Origin of the sequence: Bacillus clarus, assembly GCF_000746925.1 — a bacterium.
In the GTDB taxonomy this organism is placed as follows: domain Bacteria; phylum Bacillota; class Bacilli; order Bacillales; family Bacillaceae_G; genus Bacillus_A; species Bacillus_A clarus.
In genome coordinates, this window is record NZ_JMQC01000008.1 from 1,419,028 (window position 1) to 1,436,357 (window position 17,330).

General features: G+C 35.4%; 16 protein-coding genes, 2 tRNA genes and 2 pseudogenes. 7 read left to right on the forward strand and 13 right to left on the reverse strand.

Translation table 11 applies throughout. The features are described 5' to 3' along the window. Window positions 1-300: 300 nt before the first annotated feature. The 3 genes and pseudogenes from DJ93_RS08060 to DJ93_RS35000 form a co-directional block, all read right to left on the reverse strand. Window positions 301-1,299: a hypothetical protein gene (locus tag DJ93_RS08060; RefSeq protein ID WP_042980131.1), complete on the reverse strand. Its 999-nt coding sequence runs from the start codon at window positions 1,297-1,299 to the stop codon at window positions 301-303. A gap of 199 nt (window positions 1,300-1,498) precedes the next feature. Further along, a complete protein-coding gene (locus DJ93_RS30205) occupies window positions 1,499-1,747 on the reverse strand; it encodes a hypothetical protein (RefSeq protein ID WP_080743389.1) in 249 nt (82 codons plus the stop codon). A 286-nt stretch (window positions 1,748-2,033) separates the two neighbouring features. After that, window positions 2,034-2,138: pseudogene (locus DJ93_RS35000) on the reverse strand (group I intron-associated PD-(D/E)XK endonuclease); the annotation flags it as partial. Between DJ93_RS35000 and DJ93_RS08070 the strand changes: the two are divergent. After that, a pseudogene (locus DJ93_RS08070) lies at window positions 2,113-2,725 on the forward strand (PH domain-containing protein). The pseudogenes DJ93_RS35000 and DJ93_RS08070 sit on opposite strands and share 26 nt — an antisense overlap. Before the next feature lie 41 nt (window positions 2,726-2,766). On the opposite strand, the gene DJ93_RS08075 reads toward DJ93_RS08070, so the two are convergent. The 7 genes from DJ93_RS08075 to racE form a co-directional block, all read right to left on the reverse strand. Beyond that, window positions 2,767-2,840, reverse strand: a tRNA-Arg gene (locus DJ93_RS08075). A 1-nt stretch (window position 2,841) separates the two neighbouring features. Continuing rightward, window positions 2,842-2,915, reverse strand: a tRNA-Gly gene (locus DJ93_RS08080). 108 nt (window positions 2,916-3,023) lie between these two features. After that, window positions 3,024-3,527 (reverse strand): YfcE family phosphodiesterase, encoded by a 504-nt coding sequence (locus DJ93_RS08085; RefSeq protein ID WP_042980134.1) that lies wholly within the window; start codon window positions 3,525-3,527, stop codon window positions 3,024-3,026. A gap of 13 nt (window positions 3,528-3,540) precedes the next feature. After that, entirely contained in the window at window positions 3,541-4,149 is a 609-nt protein-coding gene (locus DJ93_RS08090; protein WP_042980135.1) for an XTP/dITP diphosphatase, read from the reverse strand. 11 nt (window positions 4,150-4,160) lie between these two features. Then, on the reverse strand, window positions 4,161-4,898 hold the full coding sequence (gene rph / locus DJ93_RS08095; protein WP_042980136.1) for a ribonuclease PH: 738 nt from the start codon (window positions 4,896-4,898) through the stop codon (window positions 4,161-4,163). 131 nt (window positions 4,899-5,029) lie between these two features. Beyond that, window positions 5,030-6,076 carry a GerMN domain-containing protein gene (locus DJ93_RS08100; protein ID WP_042980137.1) on the reverse strand — a complete coding sequence of 349 codons (1,047 nt, stop codon included), beginning with the start codon at window positions 6,074-6,076 and terminating at the stop codon, window positions 5,030-5,032. Between the two features lie 138 nt (window positions 6,077-6,214). Beyond that, window positions 6,215-7,039 carry a glutamate racemase gene (gene racE, locus DJ93_RS08105; protein WP_042980138.1) on the reverse strand — a complete coding sequence of 275 codons (825 nt, stop codon included), beginning with the start codon at window positions 7,037-7,039 and terminating at the stop codon, window positions 6,215-6,217. Window positions 7,040-7,419: 380 nt separating this feature from the next. Between racE and DJ93_RS08110 the strand changes: the two genes are divergently transcribed. Genes DJ93_RS08110 through DJ93_RS08135 form a run of 6 tightly spaced genes read left to right on the forward strand, consistent with a single transcriptional unit; the run spans window position 7,420 to window position 13,865 of the window. Beyond that, the gene (locus DJ93_RS08110; protein WP_042980141.1) at window positions 7,420-8,409 is read left to right on the forward strand and encodes a beta-ketoacyl-ACP synthase III; all 990 of its coding nucleotides are present in this window, start codon (window positions 7,420-7,422) and stop codon (window positions 8,407-8,409) included. Continuing rightward, the gene (locus tag DJ93_RS08115) at window positions 8,399-9,562 is read left to right on the forward strand and encodes an ATP-grasp domain-containing protein (protein ID WP_042980142.1); all 1,164 of its coding nucleotides are present in this window, start codon (window positions 8,399-8,401) and stop codon (window positions 9,560-9,562) included. Before DJ93_RS08110 ends, DJ93_RS08115 begins: the two co-directional genes overlap by 11 nt. Further along, complete coding sequence (locus DJ93_RS08120) at window positions 9,559-10,545, forward strand: NAD-dependent epimerase/dehydratase family protein (protein WP_042980143.1); 987 nt, start codon at window positions 9,559-9,561, stop codon at window positions 10,543-10,545. The genes DJ93_RS08115 and DJ93_RS08120 overlap by 4 nt, the downstream gene beginning before the upstream one ends. After that, entirely contained in the window at window positions 10,542-11,393 is an 852-nt protein-coding gene (locus DJ93_RS08125) for an MBL fold metallo-hydrolase (RefSeq protein WP_042980145.1), read from the forward strand. The genes DJ93_RS08120 and DJ93_RS08125 overlap by 4 nt, the downstream gene beginning before the upstream one ends. Then, window positions 11,386-12,723, forward strand: coding sequence for a F390 synthetase-related protein (locus DJ93_RS08130; protein WP_042980146.1), 1,338 nt, complete (start codon window positions 11,386-11,388; stop codon window positions 12,721-12,723). The genes DJ93_RS08125 and DJ93_RS08130 overlap by 8 nt, the downstream gene beginning before the upstream one ends. Beyond that, window positions 12,720-13,865, forward strand: coding sequence for a hypothetical protein (locus tag DJ93_RS08135; RefSeq protein ID WP_042980147.1), 1,146 nt, complete (start codon window positions 12,720-12,722; stop codon window positions 13,863-13,865). The genes DJ93_RS08130 and DJ93_RS08135 overlap by 4 nt, the downstream gene beginning before the upstream one ends. Before the next feature lie 340 nt (window positions 13,866-14,205). On the opposite strand, the gene gerE is transcribed toward DJ93_RS08135, so the two are convergent. The 3 genes from gerE to DJ93_RS08150 all read right to left on the reverse strand — a co-directional run bounded on the left by gerE (window position 14,206) and on the right by DJ93_RS08150 (window position 17,250). Next, window positions 14,206-14,430, reverse strand: coding sequence for a spore germination transcription factor GerE (gene gerE / locus DJ93_RS08140; protein WP_000659484.1), 225 nt, complete (start codon window positions 14,428-14,430; stop codon window positions 14,206-14,208). A gap of 165 nt (window positions 14,431-14,595) precedes the next feature. Continuing rightward, a complete protein-coding gene (locus tag DJ93_RS08145; RefSeq protein WP_042984161.1) occupies window positions 14,596-15,897 on the reverse strand; it encodes a purine/pyrimidine permease in 1,302 nt (433 codons plus the stop codon). A gap of 111 nt (window positions 15,898-16,008) precedes the next feature. Next, window positions 16,009-17,250 carry an amidohydrolase family protein gene (locus DJ93_RS08150; protein ID WP_042980148.1) on the reverse strand — a complete coding sequence of 414 codons (1,242 nt, stop codon included), beginning with the start codon at window positions 17,248-17,250 and terminating at the stop codon, window positions 16,009-16,011. Between the last annotated feature and the right edge of the window lie 80 nt (window positions 17,251-17,330).

A 17,330-nucleotide genomic window follows, 5' to 3' on the forward strand; every position in this document is an offset into this window, starting at 1 on the left:
TTCCCTCCAACTATAATAATGTATGCACATACCTCTATAGATTAAGATTTCTATTATCTCTTTTTAGAAATAACAAAAGTGTAAAAGCTGATATAATCAAGCTTTCAAATACACAGTTTTAATCTATTAATTGCCTAAAAGACAATTACGGTATATTTTGTTCGAGACTAATATGAAACATATTAAGTAAGAGAATTATACTCCTCTTCTCTTACAAACAGGCAGTTTTCTGCCTTTTGCAACCCTTACATTATAACATAGAATATTCTCGTTTCAATAACTGAACGATTCTTTTTCACATTATACAGGTAAATACCCTTCCCTCTCAACACGCAAAAGCCATTGATAGGCAATATGAAATTCCTCAAACGTAATATTATATGCTGTCATAAGTTCATCTTCATCAATGATCAATCCGAAACGCTTTCTCCCTATTCTCTCTAAAACAGCTGCCCAAATTTCGGCTTTCTCCATAAATAGAGGGAATGGAAAAATACTAGCTTGCATTTCTCTCCAATATGTAATCATTGTATCAAATATATCTGGATGATTATGTTCTAATCGATTCGATAATATATGTATAATTTTATCGGATTTCTCCTCATTATGACCCGTAAATGCCGGAATAATTGTAATTTTATCCCCAAACTTCTCCACTTCTATTTCTTCTTCCATTTGATTTTCTACCATTTTATACAAAATAGAAGTTTTCAAATAAGGATGCTGCTCTTCATCTATTAAAAACTTCCTCAAAGCAGGCAACGCCTTATCAAGATCCTTTAATAAAAGATCCTGAATTGCTCGTAGTTTCTGACCGAAACTCTCTCCAAACAGCTCTTTAGTAAATTCATCCAAATCGAAATTCGAATCTATCTGAGGTGCATTTTCCCCATCTAACATCCCTTGCGCAAACAAGGCAAGTTGTGCTAATTTTTCCTTCTGCTCTGGGATCAACTCTTTCGTTTGTAACACTTCCTCAACAGTTTCAATTACACCTTCGTAATCATTTGTTTGTACTAAAATAGTTACATAAGTTTCCAGAATATCACCAAATAAGAGGGTTCCTGTTTCAAGCAACTGCTCACATTTTTCTTTCGACTCTTCTATCCGTTTTAACTCAAGCAAACAAATAACTGAAGCTAATTCTGTTTGTTCCGTTTCCGCATTATACTGACGTAATATTTCAAAGCAGCGCAATGCATCTTCGAACTTCCGCTCCTTCAGTGCCAAAAAACCTTCATCAATATAACGTTCCGACAACTGAGGAAACAATACGACCGTATTTTCTTTTTTATCCATACGTCCGCCTCTTTTTCTAGATTTTAAATATCTTCAAAGTAAATATATCAAATGCGTAATAAGAAAACAACATTTCGACTTTATTTATTTGAAATATAAAAATATTTAATTTTTACAATTAATCTTTAAAAATTCGAACTATAAAATTTCAATTTTATACAAATAAAAACCCTCAGCCATGAACACGGAGGATTTCATATTAGTGGAAAGCTTTTATAATGGTAGGATATACAACAAGGGTAATAATTTGGAGAACAATAATTGCCATAACAATCATGCTAAAAAAGAAGATCGGTTTACTTCGCTTCATTAAAAACATAATAATAAGCATCGAACAAGCAAACAAACTTAAGAAAAACAAACTTGTAGTCGAACTAAATATACCACTCGGGACAAAGAACAATAAAACTACACTACAAACACCTATAATTCCAAATAACCATTCCATTCATTTACTCATTCCCTTTCCCTCTCATGGCAGTTTTTTTCTATGCTACTAAATGTTTTACAACATCAATGACATATGTTAATTTCTCATATGCTACAAACCCAAAAGCTACTGTTAAACCCGTTATGATTAATCCTTTCATCATTTCTTCCTCCTCGTTTTATCGTTGTTACCTTAATTATAAAAGATTAACAATTTGTTACCATCGAACTTCCTTACACTTACCTTACAGAATTGTAAGATTTCCAAACACATAAAAAAACACCTCATTTAACTAGAGGCGACTTCATGGAATTTCTCTATAATCATTTGCAAAATTAACTTTTTTCTCTTGGTGATTTTTTGGAGAATCCACTCTCAAACTAATGGATTTACTAAATAATTTGGGGTTAAGCGATGTAGGTTCTGTCATTACACCGAAAGATTATGATAAGGTCGATGCTGATGCTGACGATTACGTTATGCATGAAGATGGGGAGAAAATTTACTTTCTTACTTAAATCAAAATCAGATGAATATTGTTTTACAAACAAAGGGTTACTCCATCTAGATGGTACAAGTGCAACAAGCAAAAAGCGTACGCTGCGCCGCTATAGCTATAGTAAGTACCAAATTAAAAATGTAGCACTCGAAACGGCAGGCACAATTGATTTAGATGTAGAAATTAAGTTTCATATGGGAGACGAGTATTATTCAATTGATGTTCATAAAAAACATATCGAGGAATTAAAAGACTTATATAAAGCACTTCTTAAAATCGAAGAAATTTCATACGACAACGATATTACATTGCAATACGCTCATAAAAGCTTAGATATGGCTTCTAACACTTTTAGCCGTATTACGAACACACAAGTAAATCTGGCAGAGCAATTTAAAGAGATGAATGAGATCGCCTTTAATTGGCTTATTGATACGAAAAAACAATATAATGTGAAAGATTATGGTTTTGTCTTTGAAAAATTTATTAATAATTAAACAAAAAACCTTGTTATCAAAAGATAACAAGGTTTTCTTAGCGTCCCAGGAGAGATTCGAACTCCCGACCGACGGCTTAGAAGGCCGTTGCTCTATCCTGCTGAGCTACTGGGACATGGAGCGGGTGAAGAGAATCGAACTCTCGACCAGAGCTTGGAAGGCTCTTGTTTTACCACTAAACTACACCCGCATATGTTATTTTCATTTTTCATTACCGCTGATGTCCTATCGACAATATTTAGTATATTCGCAGCTTCACATAAAGTCAACACTTTTTTTAAAAAGAGGATAATTTTTCTTATCCTCTTTTAAAAGTTGCTTGTTCTATCACTTGTCCGTCTATCGTTTCAAAACGAACTTCTATATGTTTTTCATCCATTTCTAATAAAGCGAACGTTTTCTCCACACGAGAACGCGGCAACAAAATGCTTCCTGGGTTAATAAATAATACCCCATCCATCAATTCTGTTCCTAACACGTGAGAATGCCCAAAGCACGCAACATGCGCCCCTACTTCTTCTGCATGGTATGCCAATGTTTGTAATGTCATTTTAACATTATGACGATGTCCATGCACGACTAAAAAGCGAATCCCCTCTACATCAGTAACAATTTCATCTTGAAAATTTGCGTAATCACAATTTCCTTTTACGACACGGAAGCCTTTCAACTCTTCATGATCTAATGTTAACTCAGAATCACCGCAATGAATCATAACATCTACTTTACCTTCATATTTTCCCTTTAATTGCTGTAATTCTTCCACCGAGCTATGACTATCGCTTACGATTAAAGCTTTCATCAATCTCTCTCCCTTATTCTCCTAAAAACCATTCTGGGATTTTTTCTTCTAATTTACGAAGAGCACGCCCACGGTGACTAATGGCATTCTTTTCATCTGAACTTAATTCAGCCATCGCCTTTTTATATTCTTCTACATAAAAGATTGGATCGTATCCGAAACCATTTTCACCACGACGCTGTTCTAAAATCTTTCCCTCGCACGTTCCGTTTACAATAACCGGCTCTTTATCAGCTTCAGGGAACGCAACTGCTAAAGCGCAGTAAAAGCGTGCAGTACGTTTTTCTAGAGCTACACCCTTTAATTCTGTTAAAACTTTATCAATATTCGCCTGATCATCTTTCGGTTCACCAGCAAAACGAGCTGAGCGAACACCAGGTCTTCCATTTAAAGCATCGACAATAAGGCCAGAGTCGTCCGCAATAACAATCGCATTTAATTGCTTACATAAACTATCCGCTTTTAAAATCGCATTCTCTTCAAATGTTTCACCAGTTTCTTCAACTTCTTCAATATGAGGGAAGTCATGAAGAGATTTCACTTCTAAATCAAATCTCTCAAATAACTCCGCAAACTCACGAACTTTCCCGATATTTTTCGTTGCCACAACAACTTGCTTCATATTTTCCACCTCTACTCTATATGAGATACGATGTCACCTAACGCTTCTTTTTGCTTTTCAACAAGTTGGAAAATCCCTTGTTCTGCTGCATCAAGTAGTTCGTTTAATTCAGCTCTACTAAACGTCGCTTCTTCGCCAGTCCCTTGCACTTCAACAAGTTGGCCTTTTCCAGTCATAATAACGTTCATATCAACGTCTGCTTTAGAATCTTCTGCATAGTTTAAATCTAAAACAACACCTTGTTCTTCAACAATACCAACTGACGTTGCTGCTAAATAATCTTTTACTGGAATTTTAGAGACTTTTTCTGCTTGCAATAATTTTCCAAACGCTAATACCATCGCTACATAAGCACCTGTAATAGAAGCTGTTCTCGTTCCACCATCCGCTTGAATTACATCACAGTCAATCCAAACTGTCCTTTCGCCAAGCGCTTCTAAATCAACAACAGCACGTAATGCTCGTCCAATTAAACGTTGAATTTCCATTGTACGTCCTGTTACTTTCCCTTTACTAGACTCACGAATCGTACGTTGCTCAGTCGCACGTGGAATCATTGCATATTCTGCTGTTACCCACCCTTTTCCTTCTCCACGCATAAACGGTGGTACACGCTCTTCGATTGTCGCTGAACAGATTACCTTTGTATCCCCAACTTCAATTAGTACTGACCCTTCCGGATGTTTTAAATAATTTGTATGAATATGTATATGGCGTAGTTCTGCTTTCCCTCTACCATCTACTCGCATAAAATAACCCCCTCATAACTGCTACTTGTTAGTATAGCCAATTTTAAATGTATGATATGTATAACAATAGAAGAAGGGGAACTCAAAAAGAAATTCCCCTTTCCTACATAAGTATATCAAATTATTTACGATTAAAAACTACCTGTATTTACGTTTTGTGGACGATTAACAGGTTTTATTAACTTTTCACCCTGCTCATTCGTAAGATTCGCTTTCCCATTTACTTCAACAGAGACATTTTTCACACCTTGTTTTTCCGTTAAAGATAAGACAAGTGATTTTAGTACATAATTCGAAATCATATTTTTGTCTTTATTCGCGTATATATTTTCATTAAAATTTAATGTAATCTGTCCATCTTGTAATTTCGGATCACTGACAAGCTTTACACCTGGGTTAAAATCATTCAATAACGATCCGTGAGATGGTCCCTTTACAAGCTCGTTCACAACTGTCGTAATATCATTTTCCTTACCATCTGCCACCCGGCGCGTCACCGGTACATAGTATTGCTGTTTATTACTCTGCGCCATGAAGTAAAGGGTAACCGGTTTTGTATTCGTGACATCTGTTACTTGTTCATCATCAAAGTTAATTCCATTCGCACGACTCACCCCTTCCCCAAGCGGCGTACCACCAACAGGCATCTTCGTTAATTTTTCACCATTTATTTGGAACTGCACTTGTTTTATATCTTTAAATTGAGTCAGCGTCCACGCTACCGATTCAACAATTTGACGTTCTTCTTCTTTTGCGTAACCTTTCATCTCTTTAGAGAAATCAATTATCGCTGTCCCGTCTTTTTTCAAATCTAGAGTCATCGTTGTATTCGCCGGAAGAACTGCACGGAATCCATTCGGTAATACATTTGTTACCGGACCGTCTTTCACAAGGTATTCCAACGTTTGTTTCACAACTTCATTTGCTTTTGGCGTAGGCATTGCAATTGTTTGTGGTACAACATAACCATTTTTATCAACAAGGTATAACTCTCGGTTTACCGTTTGCCCTTGTTTATCTTTTTTAGCAGTATCTTTCTTTTCACCTTCTGTATACGTAACCTTTTTCGGTGGATCAATTTGCTCCGTCGCTTTTTCCTGATTTAATAAACCGCACCCCGTTAATAAAACCGCACTCACAGTAGCACCAACAACCCATTTCAAAGTGGATTTAGGCATACTATTCCCCCCTAAAATCTAAGTTTGTACTATATATACGAGCTTTCCCATGTTTTAGAACAAGCTGTGACGACTCACAAAAAACTTTCTCCATAAAAAAACTCCTGATTTCTCAGGAGTTTTTTTACGAATCTACTATTATTTCGTTTCTAAACTAATATGCTTCACATTTTCGATTGGCTGTCCAAACCATTTCGATGCAATTTCTTTAAATAAATCTATTTTCCCTGTCGTTAAGAAGAGATGATCACTTTGCTCTTCTCCCTCATTTAGCATATTACTATGATATAAGATTGTACTTACTTCACGAGCTGTTTCATCACCAGAACTAATTAACTGAACTTTATCTCCCATCGCCTTCTTAATGACAGGACCTAAAATCGGATAATGTGTACAACCTAAAATAAGTGTATCGATTTCAGTATTTTTCAATGGTTGCAGCGTTTCTCTAACAACTTCATACGCCATTGCACTTTCGAAGTTCCCACTCTCTACAAGTTCAACAAAAGGCGGGCACGCTAAACTCTCTACCATAACTCGGTTATTAATAGACTTTAACGCATCTTCATACGCACCACTTTTCACTGTTCCGATTGTTCCAATAACCCCAACATGATACGTATTTGTCACTTTTAACGCTGTACGTGATCCTGGGTGAATAACACCTACTACCGGAATTGGTAATTGTTTCTGCATTTCTTCTAACACAACTGCAGTTGCTGTATTACAAGCAATAACTAGCATTTTAATATTCAGTTCTAATAAATGCTCCGTCATTTCCCATGTAAATTTACGTACTTCCTCACGAGAACGCGGACCGTAAGGGCAACGTGCTGTATCCCCTAAATATATAATACGTTCTTTAGGCAACTGACGAATTAACTCCTTCGCTACCGTTAAGCCGCCCACTCCTGAATCAATGACACCGATTGCTCTATTCAACATAATCACCCGTTCTCTCATTTATCATCTTATTTTAAGTTTATCAGTATATTTTATACACTTTAAGTTCGCTTACTTAAAATGTCCCCTGTATCAAAACTTTTCATTTGTACCTGTATAGACTAGGACCTTTTTTATTTTGCTCCTTTTTTTCATAATTTGCAAGACAGAAAATAGCCGATCTTCTGTATGAAAGTCGGCTTCTTCTATATAAAATTGAAACTTATTCTTTTCATTAGTTATAATATCTAAGTTTTCAGATATTATAACTAAACCAAATTCAAATAGAAATAGAAATATTTTATAAAAATGCTAAATTTCACAAAAAAACTTTTTTAAATATTTTTTCTATAATAATATATATATATAACGAATTTTATAAGATTAAGAGGCGATATTTAATGAAAAGATATATTAAAATACAAGGCATTGGTGTATATGTTCCAAAACGAAAAGTGGATTCTTTTGAAATAGATCGTATGTTATGTGTCCAAGAAGGCTGGACATTAAAAAAATCCGGGGTGAAAACACGATACTTTGTTGCTGACGAAACAGCTTCTTATATGGGAGCGGAAGCTGCAAAAAAAGCTATAGCAGATGCTAGGTTAACATGGGACGATATTGATTGTATCGTCTGTGGAAGCGGAACGATTCAGCAAGCAATTCCTTCTACTGCATCACTTATCCAAGAACAACTCGGCCTACAAAATTCCGGTATTCCATGTTTTGATATCAACTCAACATGCTTAAGTTTCGTAACAGCACTTGATACAATTTCTTACGCAATTGAATGCGGAAGATACAAAAATGTTGTCATCATTTCTTCTGAAATTTCTTCTGTAGGATTAAATTGGGGACAAAACGAAAGCAGCATTTTATTCGGTGATGGCGCAGCTGCTGTTGTGGTAACAAAAAGCGATCAAACTTCTTCTATTATAGCTTCCCATATGGAAACGTATAGTTCTGGTGCGCACCTATCGGAAATTCGCGGCGGAGGAACAATGATTCATCCTAGAGAATATAGCGAAGAACGAAAGGAAGACTTCTTATTTGATATGAATGGCAGAGCTATTTTCAAATTGTCCTCTAAATATATGTTAGGTTTTATCGAAAAACTACTTATGCATACTGGTTATTCCTTAGGTGATATTGATTTAATTGTTCCTCACCAAGCAAGCGGGCCAGCTATGAAGCTAATTCGTAAAAAATTAGGAGTCGATGAGGATCGCTTTATAACCATTTTTGAAGACTACGGGAATATGATTTCTGCATCTATTCCAGTCGCTCTTTTCGAAGCAATTAAGCAAAAGAAAGTACAACGCGGAAGTAAAATATTGTTACTGGGTACCTCTGCAGGACTTTCTATCGGAGGCATTCTTCTTGAGTACTAAAAAAACAGTATTAATAACAGGGGCACGCGCGCCAGCAGCATTACATTTATGCAGACTGTTCAAGAAAAGCGGACATACCGTCATTATGACAGATAGTATTCCTTATCCATTAAGTAAAGTTTCAACGAGTACTGATTATTTTTATGAAATTCCTTCTCCAAAATGGAAAACAAATGAAAGTATCTATGCACTACAATCAATTATTCAAAATCATAATGTAGATTTACTTGTCCCCACTTGCGAAGAGATATTTTATATATCTAGACATAAAAAGAAATTAAGTCAATTTTGTCATGTATTAGTAGACGAGTTTCAAAAACTTTCATTACTCCATAATAAATGGGAATTTATTCGGTTCGTAACGAAATTAGGTTGGCAAGTTCCTACAACGTATAGAACAAATAACGAGCAAGCCATACAGGCAATGATTCAGCGAACGTCGCCAACCACTCCTTTTGTACTAAAACCTATTTTTTCGCGTTTCTCTGATAAAGTATCATTTATTACAAAGGAAGATCTGGTAAAAGGAATCACGATGAACAAACAAAATTATATCATTCAAGAGTTTATAAAAGGAACACAGTATTGCTCCTACAGTATTGTACAATTCGGAAAGGTGTTAGCTCACTCTGTCTACAAAACGGAATTCACGGCGGGTTTAGGCGCTACTATCGCTTTCAAGCATATTAACCACCCAAAAATTGACCAATTTGTTGAACATATTGTAAAGGAGCTAAATTTCTCTGGGCAAATCGCCTTTGATTTTATCATTACAGAGGATGGAGATGCTATTCCGATTGAATGTAATCCACGTACCACAAGTGGATTACATTTATTTGATGAGGAAATATTATCCGCCCTTATTGATAAAAAAGTGAACAATACGCTAATTCCCAAACAAAATTCGCAATGTGCAATTCGATTAGCAATGTTTTTATATGCACCTCCTTACTTAAAGAGCAAACAAACACGTAAACGATGGTGGAAAATCCTATGTTCCTATCCAGATATCATTTATAGTCGCTCTGATAGGAAACCATTTTTTTATCAATTTTATAGCATGTATAAATTATGGCTTGAAAGTAATAAACATGGCCGAACTATTTTGGAACAAACAACATATGACATATCATGGGACGGTGAAAAATTATGAAAATGCTGGTGACTGGAGGAACGGGCTTTTTAGGGCAAAAACTTGCTTTTCGATTAGCTAGTATGGGCTATGAAGTAACAGCAACCGGGAGAAATAAAACAATCGGCAAATTATTAGAACAAAATGGAATTGAGTTTGTACATTGTCCTCTTGAGGACAGACATAGTGTTCTACAAGTTTGTAAAGATAAAGATTATATCTTTCATAGCGGTGCCCTCTCTTCTCCTTGGGGCAAATATAAAGATTTTTATAATGCGAATGTGTTAGGAACAAAGCATATTATCGAAGGGAGTCAAAAGTCTGGTATAAAACGCCTTATCCATGTATCAACACCGAGTATTTATTTCTATTATGACGCACGACAAGATGTAGTAGAAAATGCGAAACTTCCTGATACATTTGTAAACTATTATGCAAAAACAAAGTACATGGCCGAACAAGCTGTTGATCAAGCGTTCAATCATGGTTTGCCCGTTATCACGATACGCCCACGAGCTTTATTCGGTCCAGGAGATAATGCCATTCTACCACGCCTTATTAAAGTATGTGAGAAAGGTGCTCTACCGAGAATTGGTACAGAAGATGTACTTGTCGATATTACATATATCGAGAATGTTGTAGACGCCTTACTCCTTTGTATGCATTCACCTAAACATACATTAGGACAAAAATACAATATAACAAATGGCGAACGTCTAAATTTATATGAAGTAATTGAGAATGTAATGCAACGTCTTGGTAAGGAGGTACTATATAAAAAAATTTCCTACAAAGCCGCTTTTACAATTGCTGCTATACTAGAAGGCATTTCAAAAACTATTTTACTTGGAAAGGAGCCTATTCTCACAAAATATACAGTGAGCGTACTTTCCAAAAGCCAGACTTTAAGCATTGATAAGGCCCAAAAAGAATTAGGCTATACCCCGAAGATTAGTATAGAAGAAGGAATCACTAAATTTGTAGAATGGTGGAAAACACAATGAAAATAAAATCTTTAAAGCTATACGATACGGGATATTGCACACACCCTGAAAAAATTGCATATTCCAAGGGCAGTTGGAAACAAATTTGCTTTCCTGCTACAGTGGGTTTACTTCAACATCCAAGCTTAGGTTATATTTTGTTTGATACCGGGTATGCCCGGCACTTTATAGAAGCGACAAGAAAATTCCCTTACTCTGTATACGCTAAGCTTACCCCTGTTCACTTTACAGAAGAGCAATCTATTAAACAGCAACTACTTCTTGATGGTATTCAACCAGAAGAAATTAAGTATATTATTCTTTCTCATTTTCATGGCGACCATACAGCAGGATTACCCGACTTTCCAAAAGCAAAAATAGTAACCTTCGCGAAAGCTTATGAAGATATTAAAAAGAGAAGTAAATTTGGTGCTCTATTAAAAGGTTGCTTAAAGGATACGTTACCAATTGATTTAGAAGAACGGATGACATTCATTGATCAAACTCCATCACTTAGTTTACCTCCTACATATGGAAAGTTTGAAGAGGGCTATGATGTATTTGATGATGGATCATTACTCGCTGTTGATTTAACGGGACATTCTATTGGACAATTTGGTCTATTCGTCCATTTACATAGTAATAAAATCGTTTTTCTTTGTGCAGACGCAGTATGGCTAAGTAAAACTTATAAAAACCTTGTTTTTCCTAGTAAGATTGCCAATCTTTTAACTGGTGACGCAAAATCTTACCGCCAGAATATTGAGAAGTTACACCATTTATCACAAATGTCACCTGAGATTGAAATTCTCCCAACTCATTGTGAACACACATGGGATAAAATTAAAGCAGGGGTGTACTATGAATAAATTACGGATTCTCCAGCAATACTTGAAAACAAAATATCGCTTACGTTTTTCAAACCACGAGCAATTAGAAAAATTTCATAAGCAAAAAATAACAAAACAACTTTTATTTACTTTAGAGGCGTCTCCTTTCTATCGTCAGTTATATACACCTTTTTTAAAAGAAATCCAAGAGGGGAACTTAGCTGCACTTCCGATCATTGACAAAGAAATAATGATGGAGCACTTTAATACATTAAATACTGTTAATATTTCAAAGGAAGAGGCCTTTCATGTGGCATTTGAAGCTGAAAAGACCCGAAATTTCTCTCCAACAATCCATAATATAACTGTTGGGCTATCATCAGGCACTAGTGGAAATCGCGGAATTTTTCTCGTTTCTGAGGAAGAACAAACGATGTGGGCTGGTTCTATTATCGGCAAAGTGCTTCCTTCTAGCATTCTACATAAACATTCAATTGCTTTTTTCTTACGAGCGAACAGTAATTTATATGAAACGACAAAAAATAAGCGAATCTCGTTTCATTTTTTTGATTTACTAGATTCGTTTCATCAACATATCACTCGATTAAATGAAGTAAATCCATCTATTTTAGTTGCACCCCCTTCTATGTTGCGAAAAATTTCCCATTGGCAACAAGAAGGCCTTATTACGATTTGTCCCAAAAAAATTATCTCTGTAGCAGAAGTACTGGAAGATATCGATAAAGATTTTATTAGCACCACTTTCCAACAGACGGTACACCAAATTTACCAATGTACAGAAGGGTTTCTTGCTACAACATGTAAACATGGTACATTACATATCAATGAAGATCTCGTTCATATTGAAAAAGAATACTTAGATCAAAAAAGGGGGATATTCGTTCCCATTATTACTGATTTCACGAGAAAAACACAACCTATAATTCGCTACCGCCTCAATGACATATTAATTGAGAAAAGAGGAGCGTGTGCCTGCAATTCCCCCTTCTTAGCCTTAGAACGAATTGATGGTCGATGTGATGATATATTTATTGGTATAAATGAATTGGATAAGAGTGAAGTATCTATTTTTCCTGACTTCATTCGAAGAGCAATGATGTTTGCATCCAATAAAATTCAAGAATTTAAAGTTATTCAGCACAGTACAAAAAAAATTGAAATTCAACTTAAAGTACCACCTGAACATTTCAAATCATGTAAATCAAATGTGATGCGCGAGTTAAACACACTATGGTCCACTAAAAAATGTGTTGTACCACATTTTCTCTTTTCACATTATGACATTCAATTATATGATAAAAAATTAAAAAGAATAGAAAGCCTTATAAAGTATGGTGAGAATATATGATTAAGCTACATGATATTCATTCCCTACAGAGCATCGACTGGACCACAAAACAAGATGGAGCATATGTAAGAGACAGCTTCCTTCCACTCTTACAACATGGAATTACAGCATTTATTAAAAATGTTGACACTAAGCTATTTCTATTAGAAATTGATGACTTGGTCTTACCAGTTACAGTTAATAATGAGGAGTTTGAAAATTCATATGTATGTTCGCCTTATACACATTACATATCCTATGCAATAGAAGAGTTATGGGAATTAAAAAAACCATGGCTAGAAAAGCTACTAACTTATCCAATTCATCTCATTGGAAGCTGGTTACGACGGACGAATATGAATAAAGTAATTGTAGTAAATAATTGGATGCTATCAACAAACCTTTATCATTCTATAAATAAACAACAAATCGAGCGGATTACAAATTTACTTGTTGAGAAATTTCCAGAGCATACAATTCTATTCCGTTCTTTAAATAACAAATTATATCCTACAATTACACAAGCATTATCTACGGTAGGTTACAATAAAATTATGTCTCGTTCCATATATTTATTTGATCCAGAATACTATAAAAAAATGAACCGGAAAGAACGAAAAGACTTATTAAATGATAAAAGGTTATTAAAGAAAAGTAATTATGAAGTAATTACTAATGAGAGATTAACAAAAGAGGACATTTTACAGATTTCTAAGTTATACAACCAACTATATATTGAGAAATATTCCGCTCATAATCCAATGTTTACACCAGCTTATTTTTGGAATGCACTTCAACATCATTTATTTGAAATAAAAGTCATTAAAAAAGACGATACAATTGCTGGTGTCATTGCTTATTTTATTAGAGATGGAGTTATGACAACTCCTATACTTGGCTATGATACAAACTCCGATCAACAACAAGGCTTATATCGTATTCTTTCCCTCCTTATTACAATGGATTCTATCGAAAAAAATTTAATTTGTCATTGTAGTGCTGGAGCTGGAGAATTCAAACGAAATCGCGGTGCAAAACAACAGATTGAATACAGCTATATATATAATGCACATTTACCACATAATCAACAAAAAGTATGGAAAGTATTACGTTGGATATTAAATACATGTATAGAACCAATGGCAAAAAAACATCAGTTTTAAACACAAAAAAGAGATAAGATTTACTCCTTATCTCTTTTTTCACAATCTATATAAATCCATTTTGATTTTTCAACATATAAGTCGCTGCTTTGAAGAACAAAAGATGACCACTACTTGTTTTCTCTCTTTGTTTTTACTTGGCATGGGGCAGGAAAAGGACCTGACCGGCTTCTATGCATAGCCGGCTTCCCATTCTTTATAAGCTGTTTTTTCATGAAAAAACCTCTACATGTAGGATGTAAGGAGATTATCTCATGGACTATTTACAACTTGTAGGGGGGAATATTTGACGCTTATAAAAAAAATAGCCGACCTTTTTTACGAAAGTCGGCTTCTTTTATTATAGTTCGAGCTCTCCCATACGAAGAAGCTCAACAACCGCTTGTGAACGTCCTTTAACCCCTAGCTTTTGCATTGCGTTTGAGATGTGGTTGCGTACGGTTTTTTCACTTATAAAAAGTTCACCTGCAATTTCCTTCGTCGTTTTATCTTGAACCAGTAATTCAAATACTTCTCTCTCTCTCTTTGTGAGTAAAGGTTTAGATTGATACGCTTTTTCCTTCAACTGGTATAACCCTCCTTGCTTAAGCCAGAGCTGTATATGTGTAAGTTGGGTGTTTATTTAGTCAAGATATTGTATGAACGAAATGTGCAGGTGGTGAATGAAAATAGACTTCATTTCTTATGTTATTTTAGACTTTTATACAATTTATAAATTTGTCTTATACATTCATTCTACCGTACGCCATATGTGTTCTAGTAATATACTTACAACCGTACCGACGAACAAGCCATTTCCGCATATGTATTGCACGACAGAAGGTAGTGACTGGAGCGCTACGGACGGTAAAAACATGACACCGCATCCAAATAAGACTGCTACCCCTAAAATAGTTACATTTCGTTCGGTAAGCGGAACTTGTTTTATATTATGAAACCCAATTCCAATTAATTGTACAAATGAAGCCATTAAAACCGCGGATGCGACCGCAGATGGAAGAGACGCCAAATAACGAATGATACTTGGAAAAAGAGACATAAGAATTAACAATACACATGCAAATAAGAAAGAGCGTACATGCTTTTGTTTTGTTAAACGGATAAAACCTGCTGTTGCTGGTAACGGGACGACACCTACTGTTGAAAATAAAGAAGATATGATATGCGAAATCCCCCCGACCCATGTACCATTTCTCAATTGTTTTTGCTCAATAGTCGCTTTATGAATTGTAGCTTGATTGATCGCTATAATAGCTGCTACTGTATTTGAAACTAAAATACATACCATAACAAAGCTCGATACAGCCATCCCTGTATTCCATCTTGGTATTCCCCAAGCAAATATATGTGGAAGTTGAACAAAATGGGTTACATGTGGCGGAATCGTCACTTTTCCTGCGATAAGGAAAATAATCCACCCGCTGATGATTCCAATTAAAACCGCATAACTTTTAACAAAACCTCTTCCGAAATTAGAGAGTATAATGACGAATAAAAATATGCCAAATGCTATTAATGCCGTAAATCCATCAATTCGAGAAACCGTTGTCGTAATTCCTAACATTCCTTTTAAAAATACACCGCTTAATTGCAAATATAATAGAAGTAAAAAAGTACCTGTAACAAGCGGCGTAAATAAAAATAATATACGCTGAATAAAGCCTGTTACGCCTAGTACAATTAGAACAATTCCTGCTATCGTCATTCCTAATTCTAAAACTTGCAGCGTACTATGCAATTGTTCTTGCCCGACAGTTGCATAAGCTAATACCGTAAATACACCAACCCAAGATCCAGCAGGACCATCTGCAATCGGCAACTTATGCCCAATCCATCCTTGTAATAAAGAAGATACACCTACCACAAAAAAAGTACGCTGCATTAAATAAAATATTTCTTCTGTCGTGAGATGAAATAATCCACCAACGACAATTGGTAGTGCGATTGAATTTGCTAATAAAAAAATAAACCACTGTAAAGTTCCTATAATATAATTTTGAGTTTGATTATGTTCATTGTCCAATCTTTTCATCCCCTCTACCTTTCCTATAAGAGAGTATAACGTTAAACCCTTTCCATTGCATAAAAAAAAGAGTTCCAATTTCACAATTAGAACCCTCCATAAACGATTTAAATGATTCTTCTACACATGATTATTCGATTTTACTTTCTCCAGATTTCCTGCAACAACATTCCCTCTATACATAACTGCATGTTTTTCTGTTTGGCGTGCTACTGCTTCCGCAGCACATGTCGCATTTGTAAAGACAAAACTTGCTTCATCTCCTACATTTGGCCATATTCGTTTCCCTTCATCATTTAGCGTTTCTTTTCCTCCTGTAATAAAGCGAAGGGCCTTCCCTAAAGAATTTTCATCATTCCAACCAAAGCGTTCTGCCAAACGATTTGCTTTTTGAAGCATATCTCCCGTACCGAACGGGGACCAATGATCTGTAATACTATCATTTCCTAAAGAAATCTTTACGCCTTTTCGATCTAGTAGCGGGATTGGAATTACTTGCTTACCAATCGGAACGGTTGAAGTGATATCAATCTGTGACGCCGCAAGCCTTTCTGCTACTTCTTCCGCTTCTTTATCAGTAACACCTCCAAGCCCGAGGGCATGACTAATTGTTACACGCCCTTGCCATCCCGCTTCTTCTGTTAAGGCCACCAATCTCTTCATCGTAAACGTCCCTAGGTTATTTGCATCATGTAGATGAATATCAACATCAGCGTTAAATTCTACTGCAATATCTATAATTGTATGTAATGATTTTTCTATATCATGATCCACCGTAGCAGGGTCAACTCCACCAACTAATTGCGCCCCCATACGCATCGCATCTTTTACAAGTTGCACAGAATTACTTCGCAGTAATCCATGTTGAGGAAAAGCAACAATTCTTCCTGATAGCCGGTCTCGATATGTTTCTAAAGCTGCTAATGTCGCCTCTAAATTTCCAAGACCAATAATAGGATCAATATTACAATGTGTCCGAATATTGGTCGCGCCATTTCGAAGTAGTAATTCCAACATATTTTCAGCTCGTTTTTGAGCAGTTGCTAGTTGTATCGGTAAAATCGTTTTCTCTTCATTTAAACGGGTAAAAATATTTTCAGCTGGAATACAAGCTTTCCATGGCCCACTATAATACGTTTTATCAATATGAATATGCATCTCTTCAAAAGCTGGTAAAGTTAATAAACCACCAGCATCAAAAGTTAAAATCCCTTCCTCCTGAATGATTCCCGATACAACTTTTTTAATTTTCCCCTCTTCAATAAGAAGACTACATATCTCTGTTTCCGTATGTGAAATTCTTGATTGTTCATATGTATATCCTGATTCAAGTTTTACATTAGTCAACCAATACATTGACATCACCATTCCCCCATCTCTTATTAAAAAACACACTATCCCTTCATTACAATTTTAATACCAACTGAAAATTAAGACAATTT